At 64.2% G+C, this 14568-nt stretch carries 15 protein-coding genes and 2 pseudogenes; 11 read left to right on the top strand and 6 right to left on the bottom strand.

Annotation, left to right across the window (positions count from 1 at the left end; genetic code table 11):
* Nucleotides 1–224: 224 nt before the first annotated feature.
* Nucleotides 225–602 carry a DNA methyltransferase gene (locus tag F1735_RS02185; protein WP_167235396.1) on the top strand — a complete coding sequence of 126 codons (378 nt, stop codon included), beginning with the start codon at nucleotides 225–227 and terminating at the stop codon, nucleotides 600–602.
* On the opposite strand, the gene F1735_RS02190 is transcribed toward F1735_RS02185, so the two are convergent.
* Nucleotides 599–1276 (bottom strand): hypothetical protein, encoded by a 678-nt coding sequence (locus F1735_RS02190; protein WP_167235397.1) that lies wholly within the window; start codon nucleotides 1274–1276, stop codon nucleotides 599–601. The two genes, F1735_RS02185 and F1735_RS02190, sit on opposite strands and share 4 nt — an antisense overlap.
* A gap of 94 nt (nucleotides 1277–1370) precedes the next feature.
* The gene (locus F1735_RS02195) at nucleotides 1371–4709 is read right to left on the bottom strand and encodes a DEAD/DEAH box helicase (RefSeq protein ID WP_167235398.1); all 3339 of its coding nucleotides are present in this window, start codon (nucleotides 4707–4709) and stop codon (nucleotides 1371–1373) included.
* 226 nt (nucleotides 4710–4935) lie between these two features.
* Here F1735_RS02195 and F1735_RS02200 point away from each other — a divergent pair.
* Together F1735_RS02200 and F1735_RS02205 are read left to right on the top strand one after the other, a co-directional pair.
* Nucleotides 4936–5094 (top strand): annotated as a pseudogene (locus tag F1735_RS02200) (oxidoreductase); the annotation flags it as partial.
* A 529-nt stretch (nucleotides 5095–5623) separates the two neighbouring features.
* Nucleotides 5624–6607, top strand: a complete 984-nt coding sequence (locus F1735_RS02205; protein WP_167235399.1) for a DUF4424 family protein — start codon at nucleotides 5624–5626, stop codon at nucleotides 6605–6607.
* Between the two features lie 19 nt (nucleotides 6608–6626).
* Here F1735_RS02205 and F1735_RS02210 read toward each other — a convergent pair whose 3' ends face one another.
* The 3 genes from F1735_RS02210 to F1735_RS02220 form a co-directional block, all read right to left on the bottom strand.
* Nucleotides 6627–6917 (bottom strand): hypothetical protein, encoded by a 291-nt coding sequence (locus F1735_RS02210; RefSeq protein ID WP_167235400.1) that lies wholly within the window; start codon nucleotides 6915–6917, stop codon nucleotides 6627–6629.
* Between the two features lie 90 nt (nucleotides 6918–7007).
* A complete protein-coding gene (locus tag F1735_RS02215) occupies nucleotides 7008–7580 on the bottom strand; it encodes a hypothetical protein (protein WP_167235401.1) in 573 nt (190 codons plus the stop codon).
* Between the two features lie 267 nt (nucleotides 7581–7847).
* Entirely contained in the window at nucleotides 7848–8369 is a 522-nt protein-coding gene (locus F1735_RS02220; protein ID WP_167235402.1) for a hypothetical protein, read from the bottom strand.
* A 237-nt stretch (nucleotides 8370–8606) separates the two neighbouring features.
* Between F1735_RS02220 and F1735_RS02225 the strand changes: the two genes are divergently transcribed.
* From F1735_RS02225 to F1735_RS02245, 5 genes and pseudogenes are all read left to right on the top strand, one after another.
* Entirely contained in the window at nucleotides 8607–8810 is a 204-nt protein-coding gene (locus F1735_RS02225) for a hypothetical protein (protein WP_167235403.1), read from the top strand.
* Between the two features lie 67 nt (nucleotides 8811–8877).
* Nucleotides 8878–9273 carry a hypothetical protein gene (locus F1735_RS02230; protein ID WP_167235404.1) on the top strand — a complete coding sequence of 132 codons (396 nt, stop codon included), beginning with the start codon at nucleotides 8878–8880 and terminating at the stop codon, nucleotides 9271–9273.
* Nucleotides 9274–9463: 190 nt separating this feature from the next.
* Entirely contained in the window at nucleotides 9464–10594 is a 1131-nt protein-coding gene (locus tag F1735_RS02235; protein ID WP_167235405.1) for a DJ-1/PfpI family protein, read from the top strand.
* Between the two features lie 37 nt (nucleotides 10595–10631).
* Nucleotides 10632–10859 (top strand): annotated as a pseudogene (gene tnpA, locus F1735_RS02240) (IS200/IS605 family transposase); the annotation flags it as partial.
* Between the two features lie 107 nt (nucleotides 10860–10966).
* Entirely contained in the window at nucleotides 10967–11326 is a 360-nt protein-coding gene (locus F1735_RS02245; RefSeq protein ID WP_373888455.1) for a helix-turn-helix domain-containing protein, read from the top strand.
* Nucleotides 11327–11339: 13 nt separating this feature from the next.
* Here the strand turns inward: F1735_RS02245 and F1735_RS02250 are convergent, their stop codons facing one another.
* Nucleotides 11340–11876 (bottom strand): DUF2058 domain-containing protein, encoded by a 537-nt coding sequence (locus F1735_RS02250; protein ID WP_166896488.1) that lies wholly within the window; start codon nucleotides 11874–11876, stop codon nucleotides 11340–11342.
* A 101-nt stretch (nucleotides 11877–11977) separates the two neighbouring features.
* On the opposite strand from F1735_RS02250, the gene F1735_RS02255 reads away from it, so the two are divergent.
* The 3 genes from F1735_RS02255 to F1735_RS02265 all read left to right on the top strand — a co-directional run bounded on the left by F1735_RS02255 (nucleotide 11978) and on the right by F1735_RS02265 (nucleotide 14493).
* The gene (locus F1735_RS02255) at nucleotides 11978–12874 is read left to right on the top strand and encodes a CAP domain-containing protein (protein ID WP_167235406.1); all 897 of its coding nucleotides are present in this window, start codon (nucleotides 11978–11980) and stop codon (nucleotides 12872–12874) included.
* A gap of 191 nt (nucleotides 12875–13065) precedes the next feature.
* Entirely contained in the window at nucleotides 13066–13911 is an 846-nt protein-coding gene (locus F1735_RS02260) for a hypothetical protein (RefSeq protein WP_167235407.1), read from the top strand.
* A 15-nt stretch (nucleotides 13912–13926) separates the two neighbouring features.
* Nucleotides 13927–14493, top strand: a complete 567-nt coding sequence (locus F1735_RS02265; protein WP_167235408.1) for a hypothetical protein — start codon at nucleotides 13927–13929, stop codon at nucleotides 14491–14493.
* The last annotated feature ends 75 nt before the right edge of the window (nucleotides 14494–14568 follow it).

Below are 14568 nucleotides of genomic sequence, written 5' to 3' on the forward strand. Positions count from 1 at the left end.
CCCCCGCTCCCGGAAACGATGTCAAAAGTACAGCACAAGAACGAACCCTAAAAACCCCACTACAACGCTCAAGATCACGACATACTTTGTTCAAAAACACACCCGACAAGTAGTCTGACACAGGGGGCGGTCTCGGCTATCGCTATTTAACCGGGCCGAAGAGGGCGTCGGCGACCAAAGGCAAGTATTTTCAAGGTGTCCCGACCGACAAGCGCAGTCTGGAGGTGCAGGAAGCGGAACTGCCCATCGAGAATTTTTACGACTTCTCGCCCCAGTTTGGCAATTGCCGCTATGAAGGCGGTGTCGATTTCCGATCCGGCAAAAAGCCGGAAGCCTATGTCAAGAAAATGCTGGATCTGTTTTCCAGGCCCGGAGACCTGGTGATGGACCCGTTCTCAGGCTCGGGCTCGACGGCGGCTGTCGCGCATAAAACCGGACGCGGCTATATTGGAATCGAACAAGGCGAGCAGGCGCGCACCCATTGCCTTGCCCGATTGATAACGGTCATCGCGGGCGACAAGACGGGCGTGAGCGCCGACGCCGGATGGACCGGGGGCGGCGGATTTCGCTTCTGCACCCTGGTCCCCGCAGCGCGCCATTAACCGGCATGGCCGCCGTCGTTGCGTCCCACGGCGGGCGCGATGTCCATGCCCATCGCGCCGGCGCCGCCCTGCAGCTCCATGCCCGCGCCCTTGTTGCCACCCCGGTTGGCGTCACCCTTGCCACGGCCGGCGCCGGCCGCTGCGCGCGTCGGTCCCTGCAAGGGAATGATGACGTCGCCCGGCACCGGCCCCAGGTCGAGCGCCGAGCGGATAAAGCTGCGCAGCGAGATGACCAGGTCCGCCGTGTGGATGGGGCGGCCGGCGGCCAGGTCGGCCGCGGCCTGGCCCGCCAGGCGGCAGTGTTCTTCGGTGCCCAGCAAGAGAATTTCGGCCAGGGCCGCTTCGACCGCGTCACGGATGCGGCGCGAGCGATCGGAACTGGCCGGCCCCTCGGGTGCGCCGGCCTCTTCCGGCACGCCGGGAGTACCCTGGCGCACGTCGCGCAAATGGGTCGGATCGACCGTCAATTGCCCGGTAAACGACCCGCCCAGGGTGCGATAGGCGGACATCAGCGTTTTCAGGCGCTCGTTGATCTGGCGGTTCATGCGCTCGCGGCGCTGCTGAATGGTCTGCATCATGAGCATGCGGATGCCCACCCCGAGCAAGGTGAACACCGCCAGGCCGACGATGGTCGTCAGCGCTCCTTGCCATGAACTGAAATCGATCGTGCGCATCCCGGCCTCGGCAGCTGTTTTCGATGCAGCCAGTGTAGCGATTATCTCCCGGGGCGTCGCGCAGGATACAGGACCTCCCTCATCTCATGCTGCCTCAAGCGTTGACGATCCGCGCACGCCGCGCCGATGCCGGCGCCGCCTCCACCTCCAACGGCGCGAATATTCCCTGCAAGTCCTCCTGGGTAATCTGCAATCCCTGCGTATCGCCGCCACTGAGCACGGCGCCGGCCAGCGCCGCCTTCCTGTGCTGCATCTCCTGGATTTTTTCCTCCAGCGTGTCCTTGGCGATCAGCTTGTAGACGAACACCGGCTTGTCCTGGCCGATGCGCCAGGCGCGGTCGGTGGCCTGGTTCTCCACCGCCGGATTCCACCACGGATCGTAATGGATCACGGTGTCGGCCGCCGTCAGGTTCAGGCCGACACCGCCCGCCTTCAGGCTGATCAGGAAGACCGGCACCTTGCCGTCCTGAAACGCCGCCACCTGCGCGCGCCGGTCCTTGGTGTCGCCCGTGAGCAAGGCGTAGGGGATATTGCGCGCGCGCAGTTCGTCTTCGATCAGCGCCAGCATGCTGGTGAACTGGGAAAACACCAGGATCTTGCGGCCCTCGTCGAGCAACTCTTCCAGCATGCCGGTCAATTCGGCCAGCTTGGCCGACGGCGCGGCGCTCTTGTGCGCGCCGCTCATGGCCACCAGACGCGGATCGCAGCACACCTGGCGCAATTTGAGCAAGGCTTCCAGGATCACGATCTGGCTGCGCGCCACGCCCTTGCTGGCAATCGCCGCCCGCACCTTCTTGTCCATCGCCAGGCGCACCGTCTCGTACAGGTCGCGCTGCGCCCCGGCCAGGGTGACTTCGCGCAGCATGTCTGTCTTGGCGGGCAATTCCTTGGCCACGTGGTCCTTGGTGCGGCGCAGCAGGAACGGCTTGATGCGGCGCGTCAGGAAAGCGTTGCGGCCGGCGTCGCCATCACGCTCGACCGGCTTGCGGAAGTCGCTGTTAAATTGCTTCTCGTCGCCCAGCAGCCCCGGCAGCAAGAAGTGAAATTGCGACCACAATTCGCCCAGGTGGTTTTGCAGCGGCGTGCCCGTCAGGCACAGGCGATGGCGCGCGCGCAGCAGGGCGGCCGTCCCGGCTGCCTTGCTGCGGTGGTTCTTGATGTATTGCGACTCGTCCAGTATCAACAGATGGAACTCTTGCCCCAGCAAGGCCGCCTCGTCGCGCGGCAGCAGCGCATAGGTGGTCAGGACCAGGTCGCAGTTGGCCATCTCCCCAAAGCGTTCTGTCCGGTCCGGCCCATGCAGCAGGAGCACGCGCAGCGATGGCGCAAAGCGCGCCGCTTCATCCTGCCAGTTGCCCATCAGGCTGGTGGGCGCGACAACCAGTGCCGGTCGGTCCAGCCGCCCCGCTTCCTTTTCCAGCAGGATGTGCGACAGCGTCTGGATGGTCTTGCCCAGGCCCATGTCGTCGGCCAGGATGCCGGCCAGGCCGAATTCGCGCAGGAACTGCATCCACGCCACGCCCTCTTGCTGGTAGCTGCGCAAGGTCGCTTGCAGGCCGCGCGGCGGCGCCACCGCATGTACGCCGTCGAAGCCGGCCAGGCGCTGGCCGAGGGCGCGCAAGCGTTCGCCGCCGATCCAGCGCAGGCGGGCGCCCGCTTCCAGCTCGGCCAGGCGGGCCGCGTCCAGGCTGGGCAGGCGGATGGCGTTGCCGATGCGCTCCAGAAAATACAGTTCGCCCAGGGTGCTCAGGATCGGCCGGATGCGGCTCCAGGGCAGGCCCACGCGCGCGCCGCCGGGCAGGCGCGCCATCAGCACGTCGCTGTCGGCATGGGCCGCCAGCGCCTGCGCATCGAATTCCATGGGCGCACTGCGGATCAGTTGCAACAGGATCGGCAACAGGGGCACGCGCTCGCCCTCGACCACGATGCCCAGTTCCAGCTCGAACCAGGCATTGCCCTCGCCTCCCGGGTCGACGTCGGCGTACCAGTCGTCGATCGCGCGCACGTCGTAACGGAAAGTCGGCGCCAGTTCCAGCAGCCAGCCCTGGGCGCGCAAGACCGGCAGGCCGGCGCGGCCGAATTCGAGCCAGGCTTCGGTGTCGGGCAACTCCAGCGCACCGACAAAGCGGTTCAGCGCCGGCGCGCTGCTGGGCCGAAAGCCAAAGCCTTCCAGCGTGGCGTGGGCCAGCGTCTCGGCGCCGCCGTCGCGCTCGATCTGTTCGCTGCCGCTTGCGCTCGTGCGTACCAGCCGCTGGCTGGGGTCGACCGAGGCCCGCTTGCCGTCGTAATCGAAGGCCAGCACGGCGTAATCGTGCCAGGCCGACGCCTGTCCGCCGTGGGTCGCGCGCTCCATGCTTCCCAGCAAAAGATAGGGAGTGGGCCGGATATCGCTGCGCAGCATCATCCCCATCACGGGTGGCGGCGGAATCAGGCGCTCCAGGTGCAGGGCTTGCATTTCAGTACCAAGACGCGCCGCCTGCGTCGCCTCGACCAGGGGCGCCTGCCGCACCAGGTCCAACAGGGCCGCCATGGGCAGGCCGCGCAGCGCCGCCGGCAAGTCGAGCTCGCCCACCTGGTCGTCATGCAGGTACATCGGCGGATCGGTCGGCAGGATGGTATCGATGGCGCCGCCCTCGCCTTCCCAGGCCAGGCTGCAGACGCCGTTCGCGCTGCGCCAGGCCGGCGCGGCGGCGCGCCGCGCGCCGCGTGTCAGTTGCCGCATCTTGCCCTTGAGGTCCTTGCGCGAGCCGGCCCGCAGCAGCAAGCCCTGGTCCAGCAATTGCGCGAGCAACTGCGCACCGAGCGCGCCGCGTGGCTGGGCCACCGCGCCGTAGGCTTCGCCATCGGCCCGCAAGGCGAGGAACAAGCGGATCAATTCGCCCTGCGCGCCGCCACTGGCCGCTTCGGCGACCAGCTCGTAGCCCTGCGTGATCGCGCTGGCGCTGGCGTAGCCGCCGTCCGGGCGCGGACGCGAACGGCAGAGCGCCAGTTCCAGGCCGCTATTTTGCTTGGATGGAACAAAAACGAAGATCAATTGCGACACCGGCTTGCCGGCCCCGGCGAAATCGGCCGCGGCGGCCACCCGTGCAAGCTGGCCGAGCCAGGCGGTGCTGGCATACGGCAACGCAGGCGCGGACGGTGCTTGCGCATCCTGGCGCTCCAAATACGCCAGCAGGACGGCCACCACGTGCTTGCAGTTGTATTCCATGGGACAGCTGCAACTGCCGTCGATCATGAGCCCGCCATCCTCGCTCACCTCGATCGTTTGCTCGTAGACCCGGCCGCCGCTGCCGCCCACCGTGCCGACGATGTCGTCCCCGTGGACACGGCAGGAGTACACCTTGCCGCGCCGGTAGTAGGCGCTGCCGCGCGCGTAGGTCGCCTCATCGGTATTTTCTTGAATGTCGTCGTCGTCGAAAGTAGGGATATACATGGCAAGTCAGGGTGTGGGAAGATGGCCGCTATTATCGCAGCGTACGCGCAGCTTCCGCTATAAGACTTATGCACGATGCGATAGTTCCCGGCGGCGTGTACGTTAGCGGCCAGCGCCGCACCGCCCTGCCGGATTTCTTTTTAGCGCTACACTAGACGACCGGTCTAATTCAATCCGGACGAATTAGCGCTGCCTGCTATCCAATCTTCCCTCTCCAGGAGAACGTATGTACGACCATCTATTATCGCCCGTCAAGGCTGGCGCACTCACCCTGTCCAGCCGTGTCGTCATGGCGCCGCTGACGCGCTCGCGCGCAGGCCAGCCGGGCGATGTCCCCACCGAGTTGAATGCCGAATACTATGCCCAGCGCGCCGGCGCCGCACTCAACGCACCGGACCAGTCGACCTTCTACGGTGGCGGCGCGCACGGTTATACCGACTATCCGACGCTCGCCCAGGCCGCCTGAGTGAGGGTGCAAGCCGTCGCCGCCCGCTGAGCAACAAAAACGCCACCCGAGGGTGGCGTTTTCAGTTGCGGCGGCAGGACATTGTCCTGTCCGGCCCGGCTTCAAGGCCAGGCGCTGCTGTATCAGTTAAAGATGAAATACAGAACCACCAGTACGACGGTCGGAATTCCCAGCATCCAGCCAATGACATATTTACCCATGATCGTGCTCCTGTAGAGGTTGTTTGGTGTCGATGTAGGCAGAATGCCTTCCAAAAGCGATCTCGTCCGTACGTTAGGTCACGCAAGGAGCAGATGGCGCGCCGCCGGCGTCACTTTGCGGCCGGCCTTGCCGCGTCGAAGAACAATCCGCGCCGGAAGAATACCGCCACCAGCGTCGGTTTCCGTTATAGTTTCCATCTACTCAATCTTGCGCCGCCGTCCCTCACCCTCGAACAAAGCACACCGCCATGACACGACTCACAGCCGCCCTCGCCACCCTCCTTCTTCCCGTCCTTGCGCTTGCCAATGACGGCATTGCCGGCGTCAGCGCCGGCGGGATCGTGTTCCGCAAGACCGACGCCATTGCCATGAAAAAGGAAGTGCTCAACGTTAGCCGCAGCCTGATCAGCGTGGACTACGAATTCGTCAATGAATCGTCGAATGATTTGGAAGAAACGATCGTGTTCCCGCTGCCCGCCTATCAGGCCATGAAGCAAGGCAGCGACACGTACTACGGCCAGCCGGCGGGGTTTTCGATCAAGGTCGATGGCAAGGCGGTCGGCTTGAGCACCCGCGTGATTGCCTTGCATGCGAAAGAAGACATCACTGCCCAGCTCAAAAAACTCGGCCTGAGCGACGCCCAGATTGCCTTCAACAGCAGTTTCGCATCAAAAACCAAGGTAGCGCCGCTGACGGCGAAACAGCGCCAGCAACTGAGCAGCCTCAAGCTGCTCGAGCAGGGCGCCGACGGCGACACCGGGCCGGTCTGGGAGGTGCAGGTGAATTACATCTGGAAGCAAGTGTTCCCGGCCGGGAAAGTGGTGCGCGTGCATCATGCGTACCGGCCGTTCGTGTCCGGCGGCCCCGGCGAATGGGGCATGAATGCGGAGGTCGCAAAAACCTACTGCGCCGACAAGGAGTTCCTCAGCACCTGGAAGAAACTGGCGGCGCGTACGCCGGACCGCCTGGTGCCGGCCGAGCACGTGTCGTACATCCTCAAGACCGGCAATACCTGGAAGCGCGGCATCGACGACTTCACGCTCAACGTCATCAAGCGCCATCCGGCCGAAATCGTCAGCCTGTGCTTCCCCGGCACCTTCAGGAAGATCGACGCCAACACCTTCCAGGTGTACCTGTCGAACTTCCAGCCGGCCGACGATCTGCAGGTCTACTTCGGCAACATCGACGCCGCATCGGAGAGCAGCGGCGTGATGCCGGTGCTGGCCAAGTGAGCGCCCGGCCGGCGCCGGCTTACGATTCGATCGACGCCCAGGGCCACGGCGAGGCCACATTGCGCAAGGCGGCCTTGATCGATACATGCATGTGGTGCGTGTGGCCGTTTTTGCCGTGATACGGCTTCCACTGGCCATCGCTGACATTGCAAATCTGCCGGTTCCAGATCACATAGGTGGTGCGCGTATCGAGCAGCGCGAGCTTGGCGAACAAATTGCAATCGACGCCATTGTCCGGATCATGGGTCAGGTCGAACGCATTGCCGTCGTTGTGGTCGCTTTTCCTGGTCTGGTGCGCGGAGTCACCCATCAGGCCGTCCGAGACGCGGCTGCGCTTCGGGCACAGTGAAGTTGCGTCAGTTAGTGCTCGCTTGCATGCTAATGATGGCTGGGCCATACGTTATCCTTTTTTCGACTGGTTGGAGGGCATAAGGGATTTCAAACAGGGCAGTTCCGGGCCGTCGGCAATCGCGCGCGCCTCGGCGTTGGCCTTGGCGGCGCCGGCGCCGATGGTTTTCACCACGCACGCTTCGGTCTTGCGAATCTGCGCCACGGCCAGCAGCGGCACCCGCTTCGGATGCTCGGGATCGGATTGATCGGTGCCGTTGACGCGCACGATCAAGCCGGCCGGAACCACCTTGCCGTCAATTTTGGCCATGCGCCATTCCGCTTTTTTTCCCAGCGAGGAAAACCCGGGCGTGACCACGGTCCAGTAATCGAGCTCGAAGACGTGTTTTTCCGGGCTGACGAGATTGACCGAGCTGCGATCGTCGTCGTCGAGCACTTGCAGCGCGAACTTGCCGACACCCGGACAGGTCAGCGTGTAAGCGCCGGTGGTTTTGTCATCGATGACTTTCTTGCACGACTTGCCCTCCAGGTTGCTGTACACGCTTTCCATGCCGGTCCGGGCAGACACCCCGGCACTGGCGCACAGCGCCACGGCAAAAATCAGACCCATCGGGCGAATAGTCATACATGTCCTTTGATTGAGCGCTCACAAACCAAGCCGCGCCGCCCCATTTGGCGGAAACGACAAGCTGGCGGATTTAATATTGACAATATTATCATGCAATGTGCGTAGGCAAAAATTGTTTCTGAAACAAGAGAAAAGTGATGCGTGCAAGTAACAGGCAGGCGCTGGCAAACGTGAAGGGGCCGGCCCGCGCCATCATGGTGCGCGCATCGGGTAGCGCGAGCTTGGCAAAAAAGTGGCAATCGACGCCGCAGTCCGGATCCTGGGTCAGGCCGAACGCATTGCCGTCTTTGTTGTGCTAGCACTTCGGGCAGGAGGCACAACGGTTTTCAAACAAGGCAGTGCCGGACCGTCGGCGATCGCCCTGGCCCTGGCGTTGGCCGCAGCCGAGCCGGCGCTAAGCGTTGTCACCACGCACGCTTCGGTCTGGCGAATCTGCGCCACGGCCAGCAAGGGCACGCGCTTCGGATGGCGCAGATCGGTTTGATCGGTGCCGTTAACGCGCACGATCAAAGCGGCAGGAACAATCTTGCCGTCATGTCTGGTCACCCGCCATTCCGCTTTCTTTCCCAGCCACGAAAATCCCTCGGTGACCACGTCCGAGTAGCGCAACTCGAACACCTTCTTTTCCGCGCTGACGATGTTCACCGTGCTGCGATCATCGTCGCTGAACACGTGCAGTGTGAATCCGCCGACACCAGGGCAGTCCAGGATGGCAGCGCCGGTAATTTCTTCAAGGATCGTTTTTTTACACGCGCGGCCCTCAAGGTTGGTGTACACGCTGTCCATGCAAGGAATTTGGGATGTGTTCGTATCAGGAGAAACAAATTTGGAGGAATGCTGCCGTGCTGAGCCACACCAGTGGCCATACAAAGGCGGCGCGATATCGAAAATGCCGAGTTGTAAGCAGATAGCGCAAGTTGTAAGCGCGTGTAAAGGCCGTCAACTCATCGGTTGCGGGCGGCGTTTTCAGCTCAGTGACACGGCAACTGTGTACCGAACCTCAAACCAGAAAAAGGACTGACCATGAAAAAAGTAATCGCTACCCTGACCGCCGGACTGTTCGCCAGCGCTGCGTTTGCACAAGCTTCCACGCCGGCCCCGGCGCCAGCAGCACCGGTAGCGAAGGCCGAAGTCAAGGTTGAAACCAAAGCCGCCGTCAAAGCCCCAGGCACGGACATCAAGGCTGCCGCGCCAGCCGCCAAGCCGGCGCCCCAGGCAAGCAAGTAAGCAGTAAGCAAGCCCCACCATACATAACAATATAAACCGTTTATATCCATTCCAAGGAAACCACATCATGAAAAAAACGATCGCTACCCTGATTACCGGCCTGTTCGCAACCGCAGCTTTCGCCCAGGCTCCCGCGCCTGCTGCGGCGCCGGCGGCGAAAACCGAAGCGCATGTGGTCAAGACCGACACCAAAGAAACCACCGTCGTCAAGACCGACACCAAGGATGCCCACGGCGCCAAGGACACGCACTCGGTCAAGACCGAAGTCAAGGAAACCAAGTCGGATGCGGGCATGAAGCAAGAAGTCACCACCAAGACCGAAGTGAAGACCGAGAAAAAGACCAAGCACGCCAAGCACGCCAAGTCGGCCAAGGCGACCAAGGAAGCCACGCCTGCGACCAGCGGCGTCGCGGCGCCGGTGGTCACGGCAGCGGCAACACCAGCGGCGCCAGCAACCAAGTAATATCGCGCGGCTCCCCAAAAAAACGCCAACCCACGCGGGTTGGCGTTTTTTTTCGTTCCAGGCTGGCGTAAATTGACTGTATTTTGTCATTTACGCCAAGCCGCCGGCCTCATAAGATCGTCCCAGGTCCCGGATGCGATAGCCAATCCGGGCCAGAACCTCATCTTAATGACTGACCGGAGTCCGACTCATGACTGCATTCCCGCCGCTGGCGTTCATCGCCCTTGCCGCCCTCTCCTTCAGCGGCCCCTCGTTCGCGCAGGACGCCCCGGCCATCGCCGCGCCGGGCGCCACCACCACAATCGGGAGCGCCGAAAAAATCGCCCCTTACGCGCCGCGCTTCGGCCGCGCCAGGCCAGTCATTGCGGTGGTGGGCGACAACGCCGGCACGGTGATGTCCGACTACGTGCTGCCCTACGGCGTGCTGGCCCAGTCGGGCGTGGCCGAGGTGGTCGGCGTGGCCACCCGGGCCGGCCCGCTGCTGCTGCTGCCCTTGACAATCCAGCCCGGCGCCAGCGTCGCCGAATTCGACCAGCGCTATCCCGACGGCGCCGATTACGTCATCGTCCCCGCCGTCAAACACGCCGATGACCCGGCCTTGCTGGCGTGGATCGGCGCGCAGGCGGCCAGGGGCGCGACCATGATCGGCATCTGCAATGGCTCGATCGTGCTGGCCCACGCCGGCCTGACGCGCGGCCACCGCGCCACCGGCCACTGGAGCACCCACGCAGCGCGCATCGAGCAGTTCCCCGAGACGACCTGGCTGAAAAACACGCGCTATGTCGCCGACGGCAAGCTGGTGACCAGCGCCGGCATCAGCGCGGCGCTACCGACGTCGCTGGCGCTGGTCGAAGCGATCGGCGGCGCCGAACGCGCGCAGGCGCTGGCCGCCCGGCTCGGCGTATCCGACTGGAGCGCCACCCACGACAGCGACGCCTTCCGCCTCACCTTCGGCGACCGCGTCAGCGCCGTGAGCGCGTATTTCTTGCGTCCCAGCGACGATATCGGTATCGAGGTCGCCGACGGCGTCGATGAACTGGCGCTCGCCCTGAGCGCCGACGCCTACAGCGCCACCCTGCGCGCCCGCGTCCATGCGCTGGCGCGCGGCGGCGCGCAGGTCACAACGCGCAACGGCTTGCTGCTCATGCCCGAGCCGATTGGCGGACAAGCCAGGCCGATGGACTGGACCCTGCCCGCCTTCGACGCCACGCCGTCCGCCCAGGTGCTGGACAAGGCCCTGAGCGACATCACCACCCGCTACGGCGCGGCGGCCGCCCGCTTCGTGGTGCTGGAAACCGAATACCCGTGGCAGCGGCGATAATACGGGTCCGGATCAACCGACATCACACGCATGCACCCATGTACACTTGCTGGTGAACTACCCGCCCAAGGTTTCCGTTTGCAATCTGGTCAACATCCTGAAAGGCGTTTCCAGCCGCATGATTCGGAAGAAGAACTATCCGAGCATCCGCAAGAAGCTTTGGGGCGGCACGCTATGGTCGCCTTCCTACTTTGCCGGTAGCTGCGGCGGTGCGCCTATCGCCGTTATCCGGCAGTACATTGAACAGCAGCAGACGCCGCACTAGACGCACCAAACCGGACGGCTGCGCCGTCCGCGCTCTTGGCCCCACCCTGAAGGGCGAGGTTTGCCGCGCAACCGATCAAGCGCGCCGGCGGACAATCGCCGTTCAGCGTGCCGCTGGCGGCGCAGGCGCGCGATGACGGCAATTTTGCGGCTTTGCATGCGTGGATCGCCGCCCATATCGATGAAGACCTGAGCGTGGCGCGCCTGGCCGGGATGGCCAATATGTCGCTGCGCACCTTCGTGCGCGTGTATGCCGCCACTGTGGGCCGCACCCCGGCCAAGACGGTCGAGGCGATCCGCATGGAAGCGGCGTGCCGGGCGCTCGAATCGAGCACCCTGCCCTTGAAAGCCATCTGCAAAAAGATTGGCTACGCCGAAGAACAAACGCTGCGCCGGGTCTTCCTGCGCAATTTCGGCGTCAATCCGCTGCAGTACCGCGCGCGCTTCGCGCAGCGCGCGGGCTTGTGAGCGGCCGGCTGGCTTACCACATCAAGTCGTCGGGGATCTGGAACGCCGCATACGGATCGTCCGCATCGACCTCGGTGCTGGCCTTGTTCACGCGCACCACGATCGACGCATCGCGCTCGGCGATCTTGTCGGCGATCACGCGCGGCACCAGTTCGGTCGAATCGCCCTGGCGGATGATCACCAGCCGCCCGGCCACCAGGTGCGCCTGCACCGCCGCCGACACGTAAAAACGCTCGATCTTGTTATTGTGGGTGAAGTTGTAGGCGATATCGCCATTGCCCTTGCTCTGGCGGTTCTTCTGCACCATCTGGGCGATCTGCGCCACGATCGCCTTTTCGTTGGCGGCCGCGTCGCGCTGGGCATTGAGTTCGCGCGCCCGCTCGGCGTTCTTGCGCTGGGTTTCCAGCGCGGCCAGGCGGGCCTCGTCGACGCTCTGGGTACCGGTGCGGCGCTCGACCTTCTTCTGCTTGGTCTTTTCCTGGTTGGCCTGTTTGGCCTTGTTTTTGTCGACCAGGCCGGCTTTCAAAAACTGCTCTTGCAACGAGGCCATATGCACTACTCCGTAAATGAGGTTCGCCGGCCCGGGCAAGGGCGCCAGCCGGTGGAAAGTCGATAGCATAGCAAAAATGCGGCCGCTGTTAGAATCCCCGCATGACATTCTTCGCTCCACACACCGCCAGGCCGCGCTGGCTGCTCGCCTGCCTGGCCCTGGCCACGCTGCCGGCCGGCGCCCAGCAGCGCACCACGCTCATCGACCTGATCAACGCCTACCGCGCCGTCCCGCACTTCTGCCAGGGCGCCACCTTGGGACCGGTGGCGCCCTTGCTGGCGCATCCGGCCTTGTCCAGCGTCCAGGTGGCGTCCGGCACCCTGCTGGCGCCGGCGATCGAGCGCGCCGGCTATCCGGTGGCCCAGGCCGACGCGATCTACGTGGCGGGCGTGTCCGATCCGGTGCGGGTCATGGCCAGCATCGAACGCAGCTACTGCAAGACGCTGTTGCATGCCCGCTTTGCGCACGTGGGCGCGCGCCGCAGCGGCGACAGCTGGCTGATCGTGCTGGCCGAGCCGGCCCCGCCCTCGGCCGCCTCGCGCCTGCCGCCTTCGCGCGAAGCCGGGCTGCGCATCCTGGAAGCGGCCAACCGGGCCCGCGCCAGCGCCCGCAACTGCGGCGCGCAAGCGTTCGAGGCGGCGCCGCCGCTGGTGTGGAACGAGGAACTGGCCGCCGCGGCGCTGGGCCACAGCGCCGACATGGCCGCCAGGCGCTATTTCAGCCATGCCGGAAAAGATGGCCGCATGGTCGGCGAACGCGCGCTGGCGGCCGGCTACCAGTGGCGCCGGGTCGGCGAAAACATCGCGGTGGGGCAGGATTCGCCCGACCAGGTGGTCGCCGGATGGCTCGACAGCCCGGGCCACTGCGCCAACCTGATGGATGCGCAATTGAGCGACATGGGCGCCGCCTACGCCATCAACCATGCAGGCGAGAGAGCGCGGGTGTACTGGACCCAGGTGCTGGCGGAGCCCGTCGCGCCGCTGGACCCGGCCAGGTAGGCCGCCAGGCGGGGCGTCTGTTGCAATGCATAATAAGGACACTCCCACAAGAGCATAAACGCAACCTTTTCTCAAAATACATAAATAGCTATTTGTAGAATGAATTGCCCTGCCCGTAAAATTCCGTCCGGATATATTTACAACGAAAGTCCTGTCCACAGGACCAATCAATCACGGAACGGAATACGAAAATGCTCTCCAGGATGATGATCGCCGGCGCTGTAGCGCTGTGCTTTAGTGCCTGCACCACCGCCCCGACACGGGTCGCGCTCGACCCGGCGGCGAAAGAACTGACCCAGGTACCTGTGACGAGCCTGCTGCCCCAGGACGAAATCATCGTGCGCGCCGAAGCGTTCGGCGCCAGCGCCGCCCTCGGTGGCGGCCTGATCGGTGCATTCATCGACTCGAAAGTGGCCGAATCGCGCCAGAACACCATTCACGGCGTCCTGGCCCCGTTCTACGCCTCGGTCGACGACTACGATTTCCGCTCCCACTACCTGCAGGCGCTGGCCGCCAACCTGGCCAGCGGCACGCCGCTCAAGTTCGGCGCTCCCGAAAGCCAGCCGATGCCGTCGACCATGCAGCAGATCACCGACCGCATCAATGCGGTTGGCGCCGGCAAGGGCTTGATGGTCATCCAGACCAGCTACACCTTCTCGCCCGACTTCAAGCAGCTGAGCGTGCGCTCGGTGGCCACCCTGTCGCGCCCGAACGTGGAACAGAAGTCCTTCTTCAATACCTATGTCTTCGTGTCCAGCCCCTTGGGCGCGGGCGGCGCCGACTCGCTCAAGGCCTGGGGCGATAACAAGGGCTCGGCCTACCGCAGCGCGTCCAAGGACGCCATCGACAACCTCATGCTGATGATGAAACTCGACCTGATGGCCGGCCCGGCCGACGCCGCCGACCTGCCGAAAGGGACCATTCCGATGATCCCCGGTGTCAGCGTGGCCCAGCCGAACGCACCCGTGCTGGCGTCCGCCAACGGCCGCGCCGTCCTCCGTGCGCTCAACGGCCACCTGTATTCCATCGCCCAATAAGAAGCGGAACCGACCATGAAGAAACCATCGATCCACCTGTTTGCTCCACTGTTGTCGTGCCTGCTGGCAGTCAGCGCCGGCGCGGCCGAAACCAAAGTAGCGCTCAATTATGAAGCGGCCAGCAGCGATGTTGTCGCCAAGCCGGTTGCGGGCGCCTGCGCCATCAATATCGTCAGCATCAGCGACCAGCGCCCGACCAAGGACGGTATCGGCGCCGACTTTCCGGTGCCGACCGACAGCCCGGAACCGTTTGTCAGCGCCAGCCTCGATGCGCTGAAAGAATACGGTTTCACCGTCTCGCACAGCAAAACCGCCGTGCCGCAGGCGGTCAACCTCGATGTGCGCCTGATCCGCGCCTACACCTTGTTCGGCCACATGCGCATCAACGCGATGGTGGCGCTGGACGTGACGGCGCAAGGCGCGGCGCAGGAGAAATTCCGCGCCACCGGCAGCAAGGCGAATATGTGGGGCGCCCAGTCGGAGCACGTCACCGCCCTGAACTATGCCACCAACACCATGCTCGCGAGCATGGCGCCAGCCCTGGCGGCCCACTGCGGCAAAGCCGGGATCGCGGCGCGCTAAACAGCGCCGCTGTCGCCATCACGCCACCTTCGGGTGGCGTTTTTTTTGGGCCAATCGTGTGCTTATGCAAGTAGC

This window comes from Massilia genomosp. 1 (assembly GCF_011682185.1).
GTDB lineage: Bacteria > Pseudomonadota > Gammaproteobacteria > Burkholderiales > Burkholderiaceae_D > Telluria_A > Telluria_A rubra.

Excerpts from the sequence above, each read along its gene's own strand:
- F1735_RS02190 (WP_167235397.1), bottom strand. The coding sequence starts at position 1,276 with ATGCGCACGATCGATTTCAGTTCATGGCAAGGAGCGCTGACGACCATC.
- F1735_RS02195 (WP_167235398.1), bottom strand. The coding sequence starts at position 4,709 with ATGTATATCCCTACTTTCGACGACGACGACATTCAAGAAAATACCGAT.
- F1735_RS02205 (WP_167235399.1), top strand. The coding sequence starts at position 5,624 with ATGACACGACTCACAGCCGCCCTCGCCACCCTCCTTCTTCCCGTCCTT.
- F1735_RS02210 (WP_167235400.1), bottom strand. The coding sequence starts at position 6,917 with ATGGGTGACTCCGCGCACCAGACCAGGAAAAGCGACCACAACGACGGC.
- F1735_RS02215 (WP_167235401.1), bottom strand. The coding sequence starts at position 7,580 with ATGACTATTCGCCCGATGGGTCTGATTTTTGCCGTGGCGCTGTGCGCC.
- F1735_RS02220 (WP_167235402.1), bottom strand. The coding sequence starts at position 8,369 with ATGGACAGCGTGTACACCAACCTTGAGGGCCGCGCGTGTAAAAAAACG.
- F1735_RS02225 (WP_167235403.1), top strand. The coding sequence starts at position 8,607 with ATGAAAAAAGTAATCGCTACCCTGACCGCCGGACTGTTCGCCAGCGCT.
- F1735_RS02230 (WP_167235404.1), top strand. The coding sequence starts at position 8,878 with ATGAAAAAAACGATCGCTACCCTGATTACCGGCCTGTTCGCAACCGCA.
- F1735_RS02235 (WP_167235405.1), top strand. The coding sequence starts at position 9,464 with ATGACTGCATTCCCGCCGCTGGCGTTCATCGCCCTTGCCGCCCTCTCC.
- F1735_RS02250 (WP_166896488.1), bottom strand. The coding sequence starts at position 11,876 with ATGGCCTCGTTGCAAGAGCAGTTTTTGAAAGCCGGCCTGGTCGACAAA.
- F1735_RS02255 (WP_167235406.1), top strand. The coding sequence starts at position 11,978 with ATGACATTCTTCGCTCCACACACCGCCAGGCCGCGCTGGCTGCTCGCC.
- F1735_RS02260 (WP_167235407.1), top strand. The coding sequence starts at position 13,066 with ATGCTCTCCAGGATGATGATCGCCGGCGCTGTAGCGCTGTGCTTTAGT.
- F1735_RS02265 (WP_167235408.1), top strand. The coding sequence starts at position 13,927 with ATGAAGAAACCATCGATCCACCTGTTTGCTCCACTGTTGTCGTGCCTG.